Here is a 13,615-nt window from a genome sequence, read left to right on the forward strand (position 1 = left end):
GGCGGTCAGCGCATGATGGTCTGCACATAGCTGACCGCATGCTTGGGTCCTTCGACCCGGACGGTCAGGCGGTAGGCCGCCTGCGCGCCCGAGCCGAATCCGCCCTGGTTGCCGGACGTCGAACCGCCGTTGATCGTCGCCGCGGGCACGAGGCAGGCATTGGGCGCGACGGTCAAGGCAGGACCGGCCTGAGGGCAAAGCCGTTCGACCGTGTAGCGGATGTCGTCCTTGGTGTCCGGCGCCTGCAACCGCTTGCCGGCGGTGCTGGCGATCAGCGCCGTGGGTATGCCGCGGGCATCGCTGGCCTGCGGCGTGGCGTAGTAACCGATATCCGCCTTGTCGGCCTCGCCGGCCTGCCCGAGATAGGCGGCCGCGCCGGCCACCGCATCCTGGTAGGCCAGTTCGGCCTCCTGCGTGACCTGCTGCTTGAAGCCGAGGCGGCCCGCGATGCTGTTGCCGGTATCCACCGAACGCATCAGCGCGACCGCGGCCATCAGCGTGATCAGCAGCACGATGACGGCGATGACCGTGGAGATGACGCCGCGCTGGCGGCCTGGCCGGTTGCCCGGCCCCGTACGGGTGATGTGGGCGGTCATGGACGGGCTCAGAAATGGCGGGCGATGATGGCGTTGCGGATCGGGATCACGGTGTCGTAGACCTTGTAGCGGTATTGCGGCTGCACCCCGACCGTGTAGCGCAGGTCCGCGGGAAGATCGCCGAACAAGGTCAGCGTCGACGCGCCGGTGTAATCGGTGGCGCGTTCCGGCAGCAGGCTCTGCGCCACCACGGCGATGCGCACCGCCTTGATCTTGGAGAAGGCCGCGGCGGCGGCGCCCTGGTTGGCGCTGAGCTTGTCGATGGCCCAGTCGCCGCTGGGCTGGACCCAGGTATCCACCACGTCGTCGCCGTCGCTGTCCACGCCGTACAAGGCCTTGAGCTGCACGATGCCGTCCGCGATGGTGACCGGCGCGGCGCCGTCGCGTCCGAGCGCATCGTAGGCAACCAGCGTGCTGGTGGCGGCATCCACGCCATACAGGCTGATCGCCGGCCGCGGCCCGAGGTCGAACGCATTGCCGTTGGCCGCCAGCCCGGTCGGCGGCGTGTCCGCCGCGGACAGCGTCAGCTGGCTGGCGGACGACGAAGCGCTGGCGATCCGGGCCAGCGAGCATTCGCCGGCGCTGGTCGTCGCCAGCACATAGTCGTTCGCCGCGAAGCCGAAGCTGTTGTCCAGCGTGACGGCCGCGGTGCCGGGCGCACTGGTCACGCTGGCCCTGAATACCGTGATCGCCGGATTGCCGCCGACGATGGCCAGCGTGTCGGGCCTGGCATGGCCGGCGGAGTCGCTGCCGCCGCTGGCGATGAGCAAGGGCACCGCGCGCATCTTCACCGGCGTGGCCGACGGCCAGGCCGCGAATGCCGCCGGCATGGCGGTGGCGCTCGGCAGTTTCCTGGCGTTGCCGCCATAGGCGGTGATCGAGCAACCCCACAGGCCATAGTTGAAGCCCTGGGTCATGCCCGAACCGGCCGTCCGGATCTGGCGCTCCAGTTCGAACATCGAATACAGCCCGTTCTGCTGCGCGTCGCTGCCGCTGGTGATGGTGCGCTTGCGCCCCTCGTAGACCGAGAAGGCCGACATCATCCCCAGCACGCAGATCAGGCTGATGAGCATGCCCACCATCAGCTCGACCAGCGACAGGCCCGTGCAATAGGCGGCGGCGCTGCCGCCGCGGCGTTCGAGGTTCCGCATGGGGCGCCTTGGTTCGATGGACGACTGCTCAACGTGCGACATGAGTGGTGGACACGTAGCGGTGATAGGCCGGATCGCCGGGCGCCTGCCAATAGACGGTGACGGTCACGATGTTGTCCGCGTTCACCTCGATCGTCGGCGGCTTGCCGCCGGCGCCGGGCAAGCCGCTCTGCGCGGTGAGCCGGGTGACCGTGTCCTTCCAGGTTTTATAGGCCGCGCCTTCCGGGCTCCTGAAATTGGCGGCCAGCGCGGCAGGATCGGAGGCCCACATCTGCGCGATGACCTGTTCGGTCGCCATGGCGGCGTCGGAGCGATATTTGGCGTCGCCCGACAGCTTGATGGCCGCGGCCTGCAGCGCCACCATGCCGAGCACGCCGATGGAAAAAATGACCACGGCGACCATGGCATCGATCAGTACGATGCCGCGCTGCGCACGAAGACGAAGACGGGGGCGGAGCGATGCATGCATGGGATCACCTGCATCCTTGGGGACTGGTGGCCAGGGAGAGATTCGGATCGCACATCCGCGGCATGCCGGCGGACGAGATCTGAATCACGAGTCGCCGGCCGTCCTTGCCCGCCGTGTTGAGGTCGATCCGGCTGACCGCCACCGTGCCGTAGCCGAGCGGCCGGCCGAGGGCATTGAAGGTGATGCCGCTGCCAGCGCTCGCGGGCGTGGACAGCGGCGTACCAGCCGCGCCGATCGAGGTGCCGACCATGGGCGCGACGTCGGCGGATCCGCCCGCGGCCACGAAATTCTGCAGCGTGTTATCCGCGCTGGCCGCCGCGGCCGCGGTGCACGAGGTTGCTCCGGACAGTGCGCAGACGGTCCAGCCGGCGCCCGACGAGGTGAACTCGAAGCGCACGTTGACGCCGCGGCTGCCGGCCTCGCCGCGCGCATAGCGCAAGCCGTTCTGGATGGATTCGGCCGCGGTGCGGATATGCGTGTTGCGCAGCCATTCGCGGAACGTGGGGAGGCCGGCGACCAGCACCACGGCCAGGATGGTCACCGTGATCATCAGTTCCACCAGCGTGAAGCCGCCGACGCGCCTCATTGGCAACCGCCCCCCTTGCGCAGGATCCAGCAGTTCGCCGGCGCGGTGCCCCAGCCGGACGGGACGGCGGTGGTGGCGCGGTCGTTCTTTTCGTTGATGGTGAAGGTGAAGCCGTTGACCTGCGAACCGGCGATGCCCTTGGCGCTGGCAACGTATGCCTGCAGCGCCGACGTGCTGGCCGCGGCCGGGCCGCAGCTCACGGTGAAATACTTGAGCCCCGTGGGCAGCGCCACGCCGCAGCTGCCGCCGGCGCCATAGCTGCGGTTGTCCTGGTAGTACTGCTCCATGCTGGCGCGATAGGTGGCCAGCGTGTTGTAGGCCTCGGTGAGCTTGCTGCGCCGCAGGTAGTCGTTATACGAAGGCAAGGCCACGGCCGCGATGATCGCGACGATCGCCACGGTGATCATGAGCTCAATGAGGGTGAAGCCGCGCGTCGAGCCCTCGCGGCTGTAGTTGCATTGCATGTCGGTTCCCCTGTCAGCGTCGGCGATGCGCCACCGGCTCCCGGCGCCGGGCCGGAAACAACGGCCAGGCCCGTTGAACACGCGTCCACGCACCGCCGCCACAAGCTAGCGGACGCATCCCGCGGCTCACAGGGCAGAGCGGGCTAATCGAGCGGAAAATTTGGCCCCGGATGACCTTCCCGGCGCTAGCGCGGTGGTGGCTGCTCGTGGCCGGCGATCGGCCAGTGGCGATCGCGGTCGATCCTTATCTGTGCTTCGCCGCGCTCCAGCAGCGCCGCCTGCGCGGCGCCGCCGGGACTGGCCACGAAGCGCTCGATGCAAGCCGACAGGGCGGCGCGTGATATGCCCAGGCGCGCGCTCAGCCATCCATCCAGCGTCCAGCAGCCCGCTGTGTACACCAGCGGGCAGGCGGCGAATCCGGCCACCGCGAGCCACGGCCAAGCCATCAACAGCGAAGCCAGCAGGCACAGCAGCGTTGCCGCGATGGCGGACTGCATGGCCGCGCCGCGCGCGCGGCGGCGATAGGCCAGCGCATAGATCGCCATGTGCCCGGCTTCGTCGCGCGCCGGTGCGCCATGCTTGCGCCGCCATGCCGGCGGCAGGTGCGCGGCGGTAAGTTCTTCCGGATCCATCATCATCGCCTCACCACGACCAACGCAGGCCGATACGGCCGGCCACCACACGCTGCCGCTCGCCCGCCAGGTTCCCGGTATAGCTCACGGAGGCATACACACCGCCCCCTGAAGGAAACGTCACGGCCACGCCGGCATCGGCCTGCCCCAGCGTCTGGCGCGTGGAAGTGGCGATCGGCGCGATGCCGCCGAACGAAGTCGCGTCGTCCGCGCCGGTGGTGCGCAGCACATGCACGCGCACATACGGTTGCCATGTCGCCGCGCCCAGCGGCCAGTTGCCGGCGAGGCGCACGCCCGCGCGGCCGGTCACCGCCTGGCCGCCGCGGAACGACACGCTGGAAATGCCGTCGTCGAGCCGGCCCAGCGCCAGGTGCTGCCATACCAGCTGCGCCTGCGGCTCGATGCGCAGGCCGTGGCCGAGCGCGAGCGACCAGCCGCTTTCCAGCGATGCCGTCACCGCATGGCCGTGCGCGGTGGCCTGCACGCCGTCGCGCGAAGTGGGATCGAAGGTGTAGGCCGTACCCATCAGCACCGCGTCGGCATACCAGCCGCGCGGCGCCAGATGCGTCCAGTAGCCGCCCATGCTGTAGGCATCCAGGCGCAGGCGGCCCACGGCGAGATCCTGCGTGCCGGCAGCGAAGCCGCGTACGTCGCCGCTGGAACGCGCGAAGCCGGCGAACACGCCGTAGTGGTTGCGCTGTCCTTCGGCGCTTTCGTCCGCATAGATGTCCTGGCCTGCCTGCGCGCCGCTGAGCGTGCCGGCGTAATGCGGATCGAGCGTGCCGCCTTGCGACATCGTGCTATGGCCGCCCCACACGCGGCCCCAGCTCGCGGGCAGTTCGCCACGCTCGCCGAGCTGGGCCTGGTCGCCCTGGCGCGCATGGAAATTCTCCAGCTGCATGGCGCCGAGCTGGCGTGCGACGGAGGGTGCCGCCGCGTACAGCGCGGCTTCGGGGCGATAGAGAACGACGGGTTGGGAAGGTGTTGCAGGTGCAGGTGCAGGTGCAGGTGCCGGTGCCGGTGCCGGTGCCGGTGCAGGTGCAGGTGCCGGTGCCGGTGCCGGTGCCGGTGCAGGTGCAGGCGCAGGTGCAGGTGCAGGTGCAGGCGCAGGCGCAGGTGCAGGTGCCGGTGCAGGTGCAGGCGCAGGTGCCGGTGCCGGTGCCGGTGCCGGTGCAGGTGCCGGTGCCGGTGCAGGTGCAGGTGCCGGTGCCGGTGCCGGTGCCGGTGCCGGTGCCGGTGCAGGTGCAGGTGCAGGTGCAGGTGCCGGCGCAGGTGCAGGTGCAGGTGCAGGTGCAGGCGCGGGCGCAGGTGCCGGTGCCGGTGCAGGCGCGGGCGCAGGTGCCGGTGCCGGTGCCGGTGCCGGTGCCGGTGCGGGTGCGGGTGCAGGTGCAGCTTGCGTATTGCGCAGATACCAGTCGTCCGCCGTGCCCGACGTGACACCGCCCTTCACCAGCAAGTATTCGTAGGCGCCGGCCTTGAGCGATCCGCCGCTCAGCGAGAACGCGCCGGCATCGGTCGTCGCACCGTTGATCGCCTGCACCACCAGGATGCCGTCGGACACGGTAGCCGCGCCCTGCCCGCCGAGGTTGGCGATCTTCAGCAGCGTCGAACCGGTCGCGCTGCCGCCGTCCACCACCAGCTTGTCCGCCGCCGAACCATCGCCGCCGAGCACGGCGTTCATGGCGATGGTGCCGTTGCGGCCGACATAGCTGCCGACAGTCAACGTGCGGCCCACGCCCTGGGCCGCGCCGATATTCACCAGTCCGGCGTTGCTCAGCTGTCCGCGCACGGCAAAGTTGCCGAGCGCCCCGCCAGCGAACGGCGCCAGCGCATCGGCCACGCCGAGCGTGCCCTGGTTGTCGACATTGCCCAGCACGCTGCCATAGCCGCCCAGCGCCGCGCCCACCGGCACGGTCAAGTTGCCTTTCAGCGCTGCGCCGGACGCGCTGGCATCGCCAACCGCCAGCGTGCCGCCCGCGCGCAACTGCATGGCGCCGGCGTACGCCGAATTGTCGGCGTTAAGTACCAGCGTGCCCTGCTGCACATCGACCGAAGTGACGCCCGCGCCGGTCAGCGGCCGCCCGACGATCCACATGCCGTCGTCCAGCTTGCGCATGGTCTGGAAGTTGGCGATGGTCGGCAGCGTGTCGGTGCCGCTGCCATTGAGCGTCAGCAGGTTGCTGCCGCCACCGCCATCGATGCTGCCGCGCACGGAAGATCCGCCATACAGGCGCAGCGTGTCGTCGCCGCGCGCGAACACCAGGTTGCCGATCACCTGGCCTTTGTTGGTGAAATCCAGCGTGCTGCTGCCGGTGGCGCCGATCACGTTGCCCGGCGCCTGGATCACGCCGGTCTCGTTGTTGATGACGACGTTGCCGCCGGACTTGGCCTGGAACCAGAGCGCCGCCGCATGCATCGAGCGGATAGTGCCGCTGTTGACGATGCGGTTGCCGGTGCCCTGCGGATTCACCGCTTCGCCGTTGTTCTCGCTGCCCGCCGCCAGCACCGTCGCGCCCTGCTCCACCGTCAGCGTGCTGTCGCTGCGGAAATCGATGGTATTGGCGCCGGACTGGTACAGGCCCACCGCGCGCACCGCACTGTTCTGCACCAGCGCGCCGGACTTGATCACGATATTGGCGCGGTCGGACAAGGCGATCGCCGAGGCATCGCCCACCACGATCTGCGCATTGGCATTCACCGTCACGCTGGAACCGGCCGGCGCGGAAGGACCGGCGCCCACGGTGCTGGTCCACGGGCTGGGCGCCGCCGTATCGCACACGGTGGACGTGCCGGTGGCCTGGCAGGCGGCATGCGCCTGCGGCAACCAGCCCAGGCCGGAGAGCAGCGCAACGCTCAGCATGCGGCGCGCCGGCCAGGCGCGCACGGGTGCGCGCCGGTCGTCTCGTTGGTGAAAGCTGCACATGGTGTGGATTTCCCCCTTGCGTCAGGCATCGCCACCGGCGGCATGCGCGCAAGCGACGCAGCGGCCGAAGGCGCCGCCGTTCGAAACGCGGATGCGTGGATGGCGATCGGAGAAGCGGATCGCGCCACGTCGTGGCAGCGGACAACACGCTTCCGTCCCCAGGGTTCCCGTGCCGATCCTTATGTGGAGCGGTTCGCACAATCGAAAGCGGGAGATGCAACCCTGCGAGTCCAGTGTAGGCAGGCGCAGGTCCGGGTGAAGCAGCCGCAGGACGCCAGCGGGTGGTCACACGGGGCCATTCGCGAACCCGTCAACAGCCGGCGTAGGTTGGGGTGAGCGCCAGCGAACCCCAACGAACCCCGCGGGTTGCCGCAACGTTGGGGTTCGCTGGCGCTCACCCCAACCTACGCCCTATGTGGTCGGCTCCGCCTCGCACACTTCACGCGCACAGGTCCTGGCATACCCCAGCACCAGTCCCAGGCTCACCTCGCTCTGCGCCAGCACCGCCACGATCAAGCCCACCTTCCCGCGCGGCACCTTGCACGCCACCAGCTTGTGCGTGCGCCCCTCGATCAGCAGATAGCCCGGCGAATCGGCCGCCAGCTCCGCCATCACGCTGTTGGACAGGGCCATCAGCGAACTGCTCATCGCAGCGAACTTGCCCACCGGCACGCGTGCGCGCGAACGCTCCGCATAGCAGCGCCCGTCGCGCAGCGCGAACATGCCGGCGACGATGCCCTGGCAATGCTCCATGGCCCTGTCCAGCGCGGCCAGGCACTGGCGCTGGCTGGGCATGTCGATGCTCATGCGTTGCCCTCCGCGCGCGCCGGATCGCCGGGCTGGTCGAAGCCGAAGCCGAATTCCAGGATCACCAGCAGCAGCTCGATCAGATGCGCGATGTCCTCGCGCCGCCGCGCATCCACCGCCATCACCGGCGCCATCAGGTCGTGCGCGCGCACGGCGTCGCGGCAGCGTTCGGCGATCGCGTCGGCGGCCTCCTCGCTTTTGTTCAGCGCCACGATGAAGGGCATCCGGCGCAGGTCGGCGCGATGGCAGGCCAGCGTGCGCGAGAGTTCCTGCACGGCGTCCTGGCTGGTGGCGTCGACCAGCACGATGGCGCCGAGCAGGCCGGTGCGCACCACGTCGAACATGTAGCTGAAACGCTCCTGCCCCGGCAGCCCGTACAGCAGCACGCGCGATTCGCCGTCGTCCAGCTGCAGCTCGCCGTAGTCCAGCGCCACCGTGGTGGTTTCCTTCAGGTCGCGCAGCTCGTCCGTGCAGGGCACGTCGGTGGAGACCGGATCGATTTCGCTCAGCGCGCGGATGCAGGTGGTCTTGCCCGAGCCTGGAGCCCCCATGAAAACGATCTTGTGCACTTCGCCCATTAGTTCCCCAATCCGAATCGTTGCAGGATGCGGCTGGCCAGCCCCGACCAGCGCCGGCGTTCTCCCTGTTCTTGCACGGCCTGCGCCGTCTCGCGCACGCGCGGCGTGCGCTCGACCAGGCCGGCCGCGCGCAGGCGCTCGATGCACAGCTCCACATAGCGCGAAGGCAGCTCGGTGCGTTCGGCGATGCGCGGCAGCGGCAGCGCCTCGGCGGAGATGCACGCCATCACGCGCCACCAGGATTTGGGCCACTCGTCCAGGTCGCGCGGCCAGGCCGCCAGCCGGTACGACCACTCCAGCGACGGCGTGGCGTCCGCGTACTGGCGCTCGCCCAGCACGCGGCTGCCCGCCTCGCTGAGCAAGGCCAGAATCTCCGGCGGGCGCAGCGGCCGGTGCAGCGTGCCGTGCGGATGGTTGCGCGGCCGCGACGAGCAGCCGATCACCCGCGCATGGCCCGGCGGCACCCGGGGCGCACCCGGGTGGTCCATGTTGATCAGGCACAGATCGGTGGGCGCCACGGCTTCCATCACCGCGGCGTCCACCACCCAGGCATGCTTCAGGTATGGCTTGAGCAGGCCGATGATCGACCGCAGCGCGCCGAGCTCCTCCGCACTGAAGTTGGGGCATGCGATCCGCAATGCGCGGACGCTGTCGTCTTGTCGGCGCATGGCCAGTACCGCCGCGCCGCTTTAGATCGAAGCCTCCAGCGCCACCATGCTCAGCCGCGAGCGCGTCAGCACCATGCCGATATTGGCGCCGATGCGCGCGACGAACACGGCCACGTGGCTGGGATTCTTCTTCGAGCGGATGAACACGTGGATCAGGTTGGTGCTGAACACCACGATCTCGTTGAAGTAGTGCGCGCCGGCCGCGCGATTGGTGATGCCGCGCGACTGGTCGAACAGGCGCTCGATCTCGGTCACGTTCTTGCCCTGGAACAGGTCGCCGGTAGCCGCCGCCACCAGGTCGAGGATCTCGCCCGGGTGCGAATCGACCGTCTTCACGCCGAGCAGGAAGCCGCTGCTCATGTCCACGTAGCCGACCGCCACGCATTCGGGAACGTCGGTCTGCGCCGCCGACAGTGCTTTATCCAGAGACATCGGTTTCTCTCTATGTGGGTTGGAAAATCAGGACATACCGCTGGGTTGCAGCTGCCGGACCGCGTGCGCGAAGTCGCGCACGAAATCGGCCTGCGCCTTGGTCTGGATCGCCATCGGGCGCGCCGCGCGCACTTTCACGATGGCCTCTTCCGCGCCGTCGCCCAGCCACACCAGCACGGCGGCCAGCACGGTGCCGGTGCGGCCCAGGCCGCCGCGGCAATGCACGGCCACGCCGTCGCCCGCGCGCATGGCGTCTTCGACCAGGCGGCAGATGCGCACGGCCTGGTGCAGGCTGGGCGGCGCCAGGTCGCGGATGGCGAAGTGGTGCAGCTCCAGCGCGTGCTTGCGCAGGCTTTCCAGCGGGTACACGCAGCGTTCTTCCGCGCACACCAGCAGGCGCACGCCTTCGCCGGCCAGGTAGCGGAACTGCGCTTCGATATTCGAGGTGATGCCGGGGCGGCTCATGCCGCACAGCAGGCCGGGAATCAGCCACCACACGCCGACCTCCGGCCGCAGCTGGCGCGCGGATGCGGGCAGGTTGCAGTTGCCGGTGTCGACGTAGATGCGGCCGGCCGGCGTGCCTGGCTCGCGGAAGAACGCATGTGTCGGCGAGCATTCCTGCAGGGTGCCGCCAGCCAGCAGCGCGGTGGCGCCGCCGACGTGCAGGCAGTCCAGCCGGTTGTGCGTGGCGACCACCACGCAGGCACGCGCGGCGACGGCCGCCATGCGGTCGCGCACGACCCGGACCATGGCCCGGTCGAGGCCGGCCGTGGGCTCGTCGAGCAGATACAGGTCGGCCGGCGCGGCCAGCGCGGCCATCACCGCCAGATAGCGGCGCAGCGCGCGCGGCCATGCGGAAACCGGAGTTTCCGCATCGGCTTCCTTCTCGCGCCGGATCTCGCGCAGCCATGCATGCAGCGCATGGCTTCCGGGCGGTACTCCCCCTTCCAGCAGATCGCGCTGGCCCAGCCAGGCGATGGACGGCAAGGCCGCCGCCAGCGGCTGCCCGCACCACGTGGCCATGCCCAGCAGCGCAAGCTCGCCGCGCGCGGCGAGCGCGCCGAGCAGCGAGGACTTGCCGCTGCCGCCACCGCCCACCAGGAACAGCGCGCCGGGCCGCGGCACGTCCAGCGACACTTGCCGCAGCACGCACTGCACACCGCGCATGATTTCGATGTCGTGTAGCGCCAGCATGCCTTACCCCCTGCGCTACCGAACATGGGGCGTCGGCGCGGCGTGGGCATATGGTGTGAGCGAGGGCTGCGCGTGGACATGTCCGGGCGGGACAGGTGCGCGGTCAGTTGAGGCCCGGATTCTCGACAGCGTACGGGTGTCGATCCTTCTTCCTCCGGCGACCCGAAGGTAGTCCCCGTGGAGAGCGCGGCTGAAACGCTGGCCCCACCCACCGCCAGCTTGGCTCATCCGCACCTGGAACATGCCGGCACGCACCGCTAGGTTCCGGCATCCCCGCCGAAACGCTCTCCCTCAGCGCATGTCTCTCAATCCTCGCCTCGATACCGGGGCCACCACCATGCTCGTGGTCGAAGACCGCGCCGAACTGCGCGACTCGCTGCGCTTCCTGATCGAGCGCCACGGCCACGAAGTGCTGCTCGCCGCCTCCGCCGAGGAAGGCCTCGCGGTGCTTCGCGCGCGCCCGGACGTCAGCCTGCTGCTTACCGATATCGGCCTGCCCGGCCTCGACGGCTGGGGCCTTGCACGCCAGGCGCGCGTACTGCGCGGGCAGTTGCCGGTGATCTATATGTCGGGGCACGCCGGCGCCGAATGGCAGGCGCAGGGCGTGCCGGACAGCGCATTCCTGGCCAAACCATTCGCCATGGACGATCTGCTCGGCTGGATGAAGGCGCTGCTCGGCGCCGCGCGCTAGCACCGCGCGCCAGCACCGCGCGCTAGCCCCCCCAGCGCGATCAGAACTTCGATGCCTGGCGCGGCGCGGCCTTCTCCAGGTCCAGCAGGTAGCCGATGCCGCGCATATAGGTCAGCGGCAGTTCGAAACCGGTGCGCTGTTCCACCTTGCGCCGCAGGCGGTGCACCAGCAGGTCCAGCCGCGCGGTGCGCGGTTCGTGCGCGGCGGTTTCGAGCACGCGCAGCAGATGCTCCCTGCTGACCGGCACGTCCGGCGACGCGGCCAGCTGGCGCAGCACCAGCCGCTCGACGAAGGACAGCGGCGCGACGCGGCCATTGGGCGCCCACAGCTGCCAGTCGTCGGCGCCGAACTGCCAGGACTGCGCCAGCGGCACCGGCTCCGGATCCAGCCGTTCGGCCAGCCGGGTCAGCGCGGCCGCGAGCAGTTCGCCGTCGACCGGCTTGGGCAGGCACATGTCGGCGCCCGCGTGCAGGCCATCCAGCGGCCCCTCTTTCGGCCCGGCGCCGGTCAACAGCACGATGCCGGCGCGCGACATGCTGCGCAGATGCCGCACCACCGACACGCCGTGTTCGTCGGGCAGCATCACGTCCACCACCACCATGTCGAACAGCTGGCCGACCCAGGCGCGGTACAGATCCGTCGCCGACGCCATCGGCGTGGCGGCGAAGCCCGCTTCCTGCAACCGCGCGAGCGCCGGCCCGCCGTACAAGCCGGCATCTCCCGTGACAATGGCCACCTGGCGTTTCACTGCGGCGCGTCGAACGGAAGCATCAGCGCATCGGCGCCGGGAGGGCGCGCCCACGATGCGCCGCGGCGGATGCGGCGGCTTCGTCGATGGTCGCCGCGACGATAGGACGGGTCCTGCTTGCGAATAGATTCATGAGTGATGTCCGCCGATGCGCATGGAAAAGCCTGCGCCGGGCGGGCTCCTCCGTTGGGACATGGAGGAGCGGCGCGGAACGCAACGCGCCCCTGCCATTCCCCCGGTAACACCCCTTGCCGCCATGCTCCATCCGGGAGCGCGCGCGCCTATTCGTCGGAAGCCTTCCTCAGGTCATACGACGACAGACAGGTTGCATGGATGCAGGCCGCTTTCGCATGTTCCGCGTCCATGCGGGGCAAGCTAACGGAAGGAAAATATTTGGACAATTCCACCAAATATCGCTTTATTTCCCAGCCTCTCGTTCCGGCGCCCGCGCACCCATGCCTGCGCGGCGCATGCGCTCCAAGCTGTGCTTGGCATCACGCGCGATGCGTGCGGCGCGTAGTGAACATGCCGTGATTGCGCCGATGCCTCGCGCTAATCCGCATCCTCCAGCACCAGCATGTAGCCGCTGCCGCGGATCGCTTCGAGCGGCAGCGGCAAGCCGGTCCGCTGCAGCACGCGCCGGCGCAGGCGGTGCACCACGCGCTCCAGGCTGGCCGGATCGAACTCGTCCAGCGCGGCGAGCAGATCCGCCAGCAGCGCGGCTCGCGGCACCGGCGCCTGGCGCATGGCGAACAGGCGCTTGAGGATGATCCGTTCCGGCATCGACAAGGCCAGCGCGCGGCGCCCGGGTGCCGCCAGTTGCCAGCCGTCGGCCTTCAACGACCAGTCGATCCCGCTGCGCGCGCGCGCCGCCACGCCGCCCGCGCGCGCGGCGAGATGGCGTAGCGAGATGGCCAGGGTTTCGGTTTCCACCGGCTTGGCGAAGCACACGTCCGCGCCGGCCTGCAGCGCTTCCTGGTGGCCGCGCGGCGGCGGCAGCTCCAGCAGCATGGCGATGCCCAGCGAGGAGTGGCGGCGCAGATGGCGGGCCACGGCCAGGCCGTTCTCGTCGGGCAGGTTCGCGCCCAGCACGACCAGGTCGTAGCGGTCGCCGACCAGCGAGCGGTACAGCGCGGCCGCGGAACCGACGCCGACCGGCTCGAAGCCGTGGGCGGCCAGGCCGGGCAGCAGTTCTTCCTCACGCAAGCGTGCGTCATGGTCGGCGACGACCACGCCGATGGGCGTCTTGCCGCCCTTGTCTTCGATCAACCGCGCTACCCCCAGGCATGGCCGCATCCATGCCGCATCGATGTCGTCGGACACAGCCGGTATCCGGCCCTGGCTGCGCCCGGCGCGAGACTAGTCAGGGGGCAAGATGCCCTTCAATCGATCCAGGGAAAAACATAAGAGGCGCTGTGCGATTTCGCAAAAGCGATGCGTCCAACAGCGGTGGCGGCAGTCAGGCGCGACGGTGCGCCGCGCAAAAAAAAACCGGCGATGGTAGGTCGCCGGTTCGAACGGTACAGCCAATGAGTCGGAGGTTTCATTGCACTGCCCACAGCCTAGGGAGGCTCCGTCATTACCCGCAACCCGACCGTCATCGAAGTCCCCGGGGGCGAGGGCTAGGCGGCGGTCCGGACCGGAGCATCCTCCCCGGGCGGATAGAACGGTTTATG

At 69.6% G+C, this 13,615-nt stretch carries 15 protein-coding genes; 1 reads left to right on the top strand and 14 read right to left on the bottom strand.

From position 1 onward, the window contains the following. Positions 1 to 5: 5 nt before the first annotated feature. The 12 genes from FHW84_RS13460 to FHW84_RS13515 all read right to left on the bottom strand — a co-directional run bounded on the left by FHW84_RS13460 (position 6) and on the right by FHW84_RS13515 (position 10,500). The gene (locus tag FHW84_RS13460) at positions 6 to 596 is read right to left on the bottom strand and encodes a hypothetical protein (RefSeq protein WP_167256298.1); all 591 of its coding nucleotides are present in this window, start codon (positions 594 to 596) and stop codon (positions 6 to 8) included. 8 nt (positions 597 to 604) lie between these two features. Continuing rightward, positions 605 to 1,747, bottom strand: coding sequence for a PilW family protein (locus FHW84_RS13465; protein ID WP_167256300.1), 1,143 nt, complete (start codon positions 1,745 to 1,747; stop codon positions 605 to 607). A gap of 28 nt (positions 1,748 to 1,775) precedes the next feature. Then, positions 1,776 to 2,150 (bottom strand): hypothetical protein, encoded by a 375-nt coding sequence (locus tag FHW84_RS13470; RefSeq protein ID WP_167256302.1) that lies wholly within the window; start codon positions 2,148 to 2,150, stop codon positions 1,776 to 1,778. 70 nt (positions 2,151 to 2,220) lie between these two features. Further along, on the bottom strand, positions 2,221 to 2,802 hold the full coding sequence (locus FHW84_RS13475) for a GspH/FimT family pseudopilin (protein WP_167256373.1): 582 nt from the start codon (positions 2,800 to 2,802) through the stop codon (positions 2,221 to 2,223). Beyond that, positions 2,799 to 3,266: a type IV pilin protein gene (locus FHW84_RS13480; protein ID WP_167256304.1), complete on the bottom strand. Its 468-nt coding sequence runs from the start codon at positions 3,264 to 3,266 to the stop codon at positions 2,799 to 2,801. Before FHW84_RS13480 ends, FHW84_RS13475 begins: the two co-directional genes overlap by 4 nt. A 185-nt stretch (positions 3,267 to 3,451) precedes the next feature. Next, positions 3,452 to 3,904, bottom strand: a complete 453-nt coding sequence (locus FHW84_RS13485; protein ID WP_167256306.1) for a hypothetical protein — start codon at positions 3,902 to 3,904, stop codon at positions 3,452 to 3,454. A 4-nt stretch (positions 3,905 to 3,908) separates the two neighbouring features. After that, positions 3,909 to 6,782, bottom strand: a complete 2,874-nt coding sequence (locus FHW84_RS13490; protein WP_167256308.1) for an autotransporter outer membrane beta-barrel domain-containing protein — start codon at positions 6,780 to 6,782, stop codon at positions 3,909 to 3,911. Between the two features lie 450 nt (positions 6,783 to 7,232). After that, entirely contained in the window at positions 7,233 to 7,628 is a 396-nt protein-coding gene (locus tag FHW84_RS13495) for a hypothetical protein (RefSeq protein ID WP_167256310.1), read from the bottom strand. Beyond that, positions 7,625 to 8,179, bottom strand: coding sequence for an ATP/GTP-binding protein (locus FHW84_RS13500; protein WP_167256313.1), 555 nt, complete (start codon positions 8,177 to 8,179; stop codon positions 7,625 to 7,627). Before FHW84_RS13500 ends, FHW84_RS13495 begins: the two co-directional genes overlap by 4 nt. A 26-nt stretch (positions 8,180 to 8,205) precedes the next feature. Next, entirely contained in the window at positions 8,206 to 8,874 is a 669-nt protein-coding gene (locus FHW84_RS13505; RefSeq protein WP_167256315.1) for a hypothetical protein, read from the bottom strand. 21 nt (positions 8,875 to 8,895) lie between these two features. Then, the gene (locus tag FHW84_RS13510) at positions 8,896 to 9,306 is read right to left on the bottom strand and encodes a hypothetical protein (RefSeq protein ID WP_167256317.1); all 411 of its coding nucleotides are present in this window, start codon (positions 9,304 to 9,306) and stop codon (positions 8,896 to 8,898) included. 27 nt (positions 9,307 to 9,333) lie between these two features. Next, complete coding sequence (locus FHW84_RS13515; RefSeq protein WP_167256319.1) at positions 9,334 to 10,500, bottom strand: ATP-binding cassette domain-containing protein; 1,167 nt, start codon at positions 10,498 to 10,500, stop codon at positions 9,334 to 9,336. A gap of 298 nt (positions 10,501 to 10,798) precedes the next feature. Here FHW84_RS13515 and FHW84_RS13520 point away from each other — a divergent pair, with 298 nt between their 5' ends. Continuing rightward, positions 10,799 to 11,191: a response regulator gene (locus FHW84_RS13520; protein ID WP_167256321.1), complete on the top strand. Its 393-nt coding sequence runs from the start codon at positions 10,799 to 10,801 to the stop codon at positions 11,189 to 11,191. Between the two features lie 40 nt (positions 11,192 to 11,231). On the opposite strand, the gene FHW84_RS13525 is transcribed toward FHW84_RS13520, so the two are convergent. Both FHW84_RS13525 and FHW84_RS13530 read right to left on the bottom strand, forming a co-directional pair. Next, complete coding sequence (locus tag FHW84_RS13525) at positions 11,232 to 11,927, bottom strand: response regulator (protein WP_167256323.1); 696 nt, start codon at positions 11,925 to 11,927, stop codon at positions 11,232 to 11,234. Positions 11,928 to 12,491: 564 nt separating this feature from the next. Continuing rightward, complete coding sequence (locus FHW84_RS13530; protein WP_167256325.1) at positions 12,492 to 13,262, bottom strand: response regulator; 771 nt, start codon at positions 13,260 to 13,262, stop codon at positions 12,492 to 12,494. Positions 13,263 to 13,615 lie beyond the last annotated feature (353 nt).

Source organism: Dyella sp. SG562, assembly GCF_011759495.1.
Taxonomy (GTDB): domain Bacteria; phylum Pseudomonadota; class Gammaproteobacteria; order Xanthomonadales; family Rhodanobacteraceae; genus Dyella_D; species Dyella_D marensis.

Bases quoted from the DNA above. Each gene is read 5' to 3' on its own strand.
- FHW84_RS13460 (WP_167256298.1), bottom strand. From the start codon at position 596: ATGACCGCCCACATCACCCGTACGGGGCCGGGCAACCGGCCAGGCCGC.
- FHW84_RS13465 (WP_167256300.1), bottom strand. From the start codon at position 1,747: ATGCGGAACCTCGAACGCCGCGGCGGCAGCGCCGCCGCCTATTGCACG.
- FHW84_RS13470 (WP_167256302.1), bottom strand. From the start codon at position 2,150: ATGGTCGCCGTGGTCATTTTTTCCATCGGCGTGCTCGGCATGGTGGCG.
- FHW84_RS13475 (WP_167256373.1), bottom strand. From the start codon at position 2,802: ATGAGGCGCGTCGGCGGCTTCACGCTGGTGGAACTGATGATCACGGTG.
- FHW84_RS13480 (WP_167256304.1), bottom strand. From the start codon at position 3,266: ATGCAATGCAACTACAGCCGCGAGGGCTCGACGCGCGGCTTCACCCTC.
- FHW84_RS13485 (WP_167256306.1), bottom strand. From the start codon at position 3,904: ATGATGATGGATCCGGAAGAACTTACCGCCGCGCACCTGCCGCCGGCA.
- FHW84_RS13495 (WP_167256310.1), bottom strand. From the start codon at position 7,628: ATGAGCATCGACATGCCCAGCCAGCGCCAGTGCCTGGCCGCGCTGGAC.
- FHW84_RS13500 (WP_167256313.1), bottom strand. From the start codon at position 8,179: ATGGGGGCTCCAGGCTCGGGCAAGACCACCTGCATCCGCGCGCTGAGC.
- FHW84_RS13505 (WP_167256315.1), bottom strand. From the start codon at position 8,874: ATGCGCCGACAAGACGACAGCGTCCGCGCATTGCGGATCGCATGCCCC.
- FHW84_RS13510 (WP_167256317.1), bottom strand. From the start codon at position 9,306: ATGTCTCTGGATAAAGCACTGTCGGCGGCGCAGACCGACGTTCCCGAA.
- FHW84_RS13515 (WP_167256319.1), bottom strand. From the start codon at position 10,500: ATGCTGGCGCTACACGACATCGAAATCATGCGCGGTGTGCAGTGCGTG.
- FHW84_RS13520 (WP_167256321.1), top strand. From the start codon at position 10,799: ATGTCTCTCAATCCTCGCCTCGATACCGGGGCCACCACCATGCTCGTG.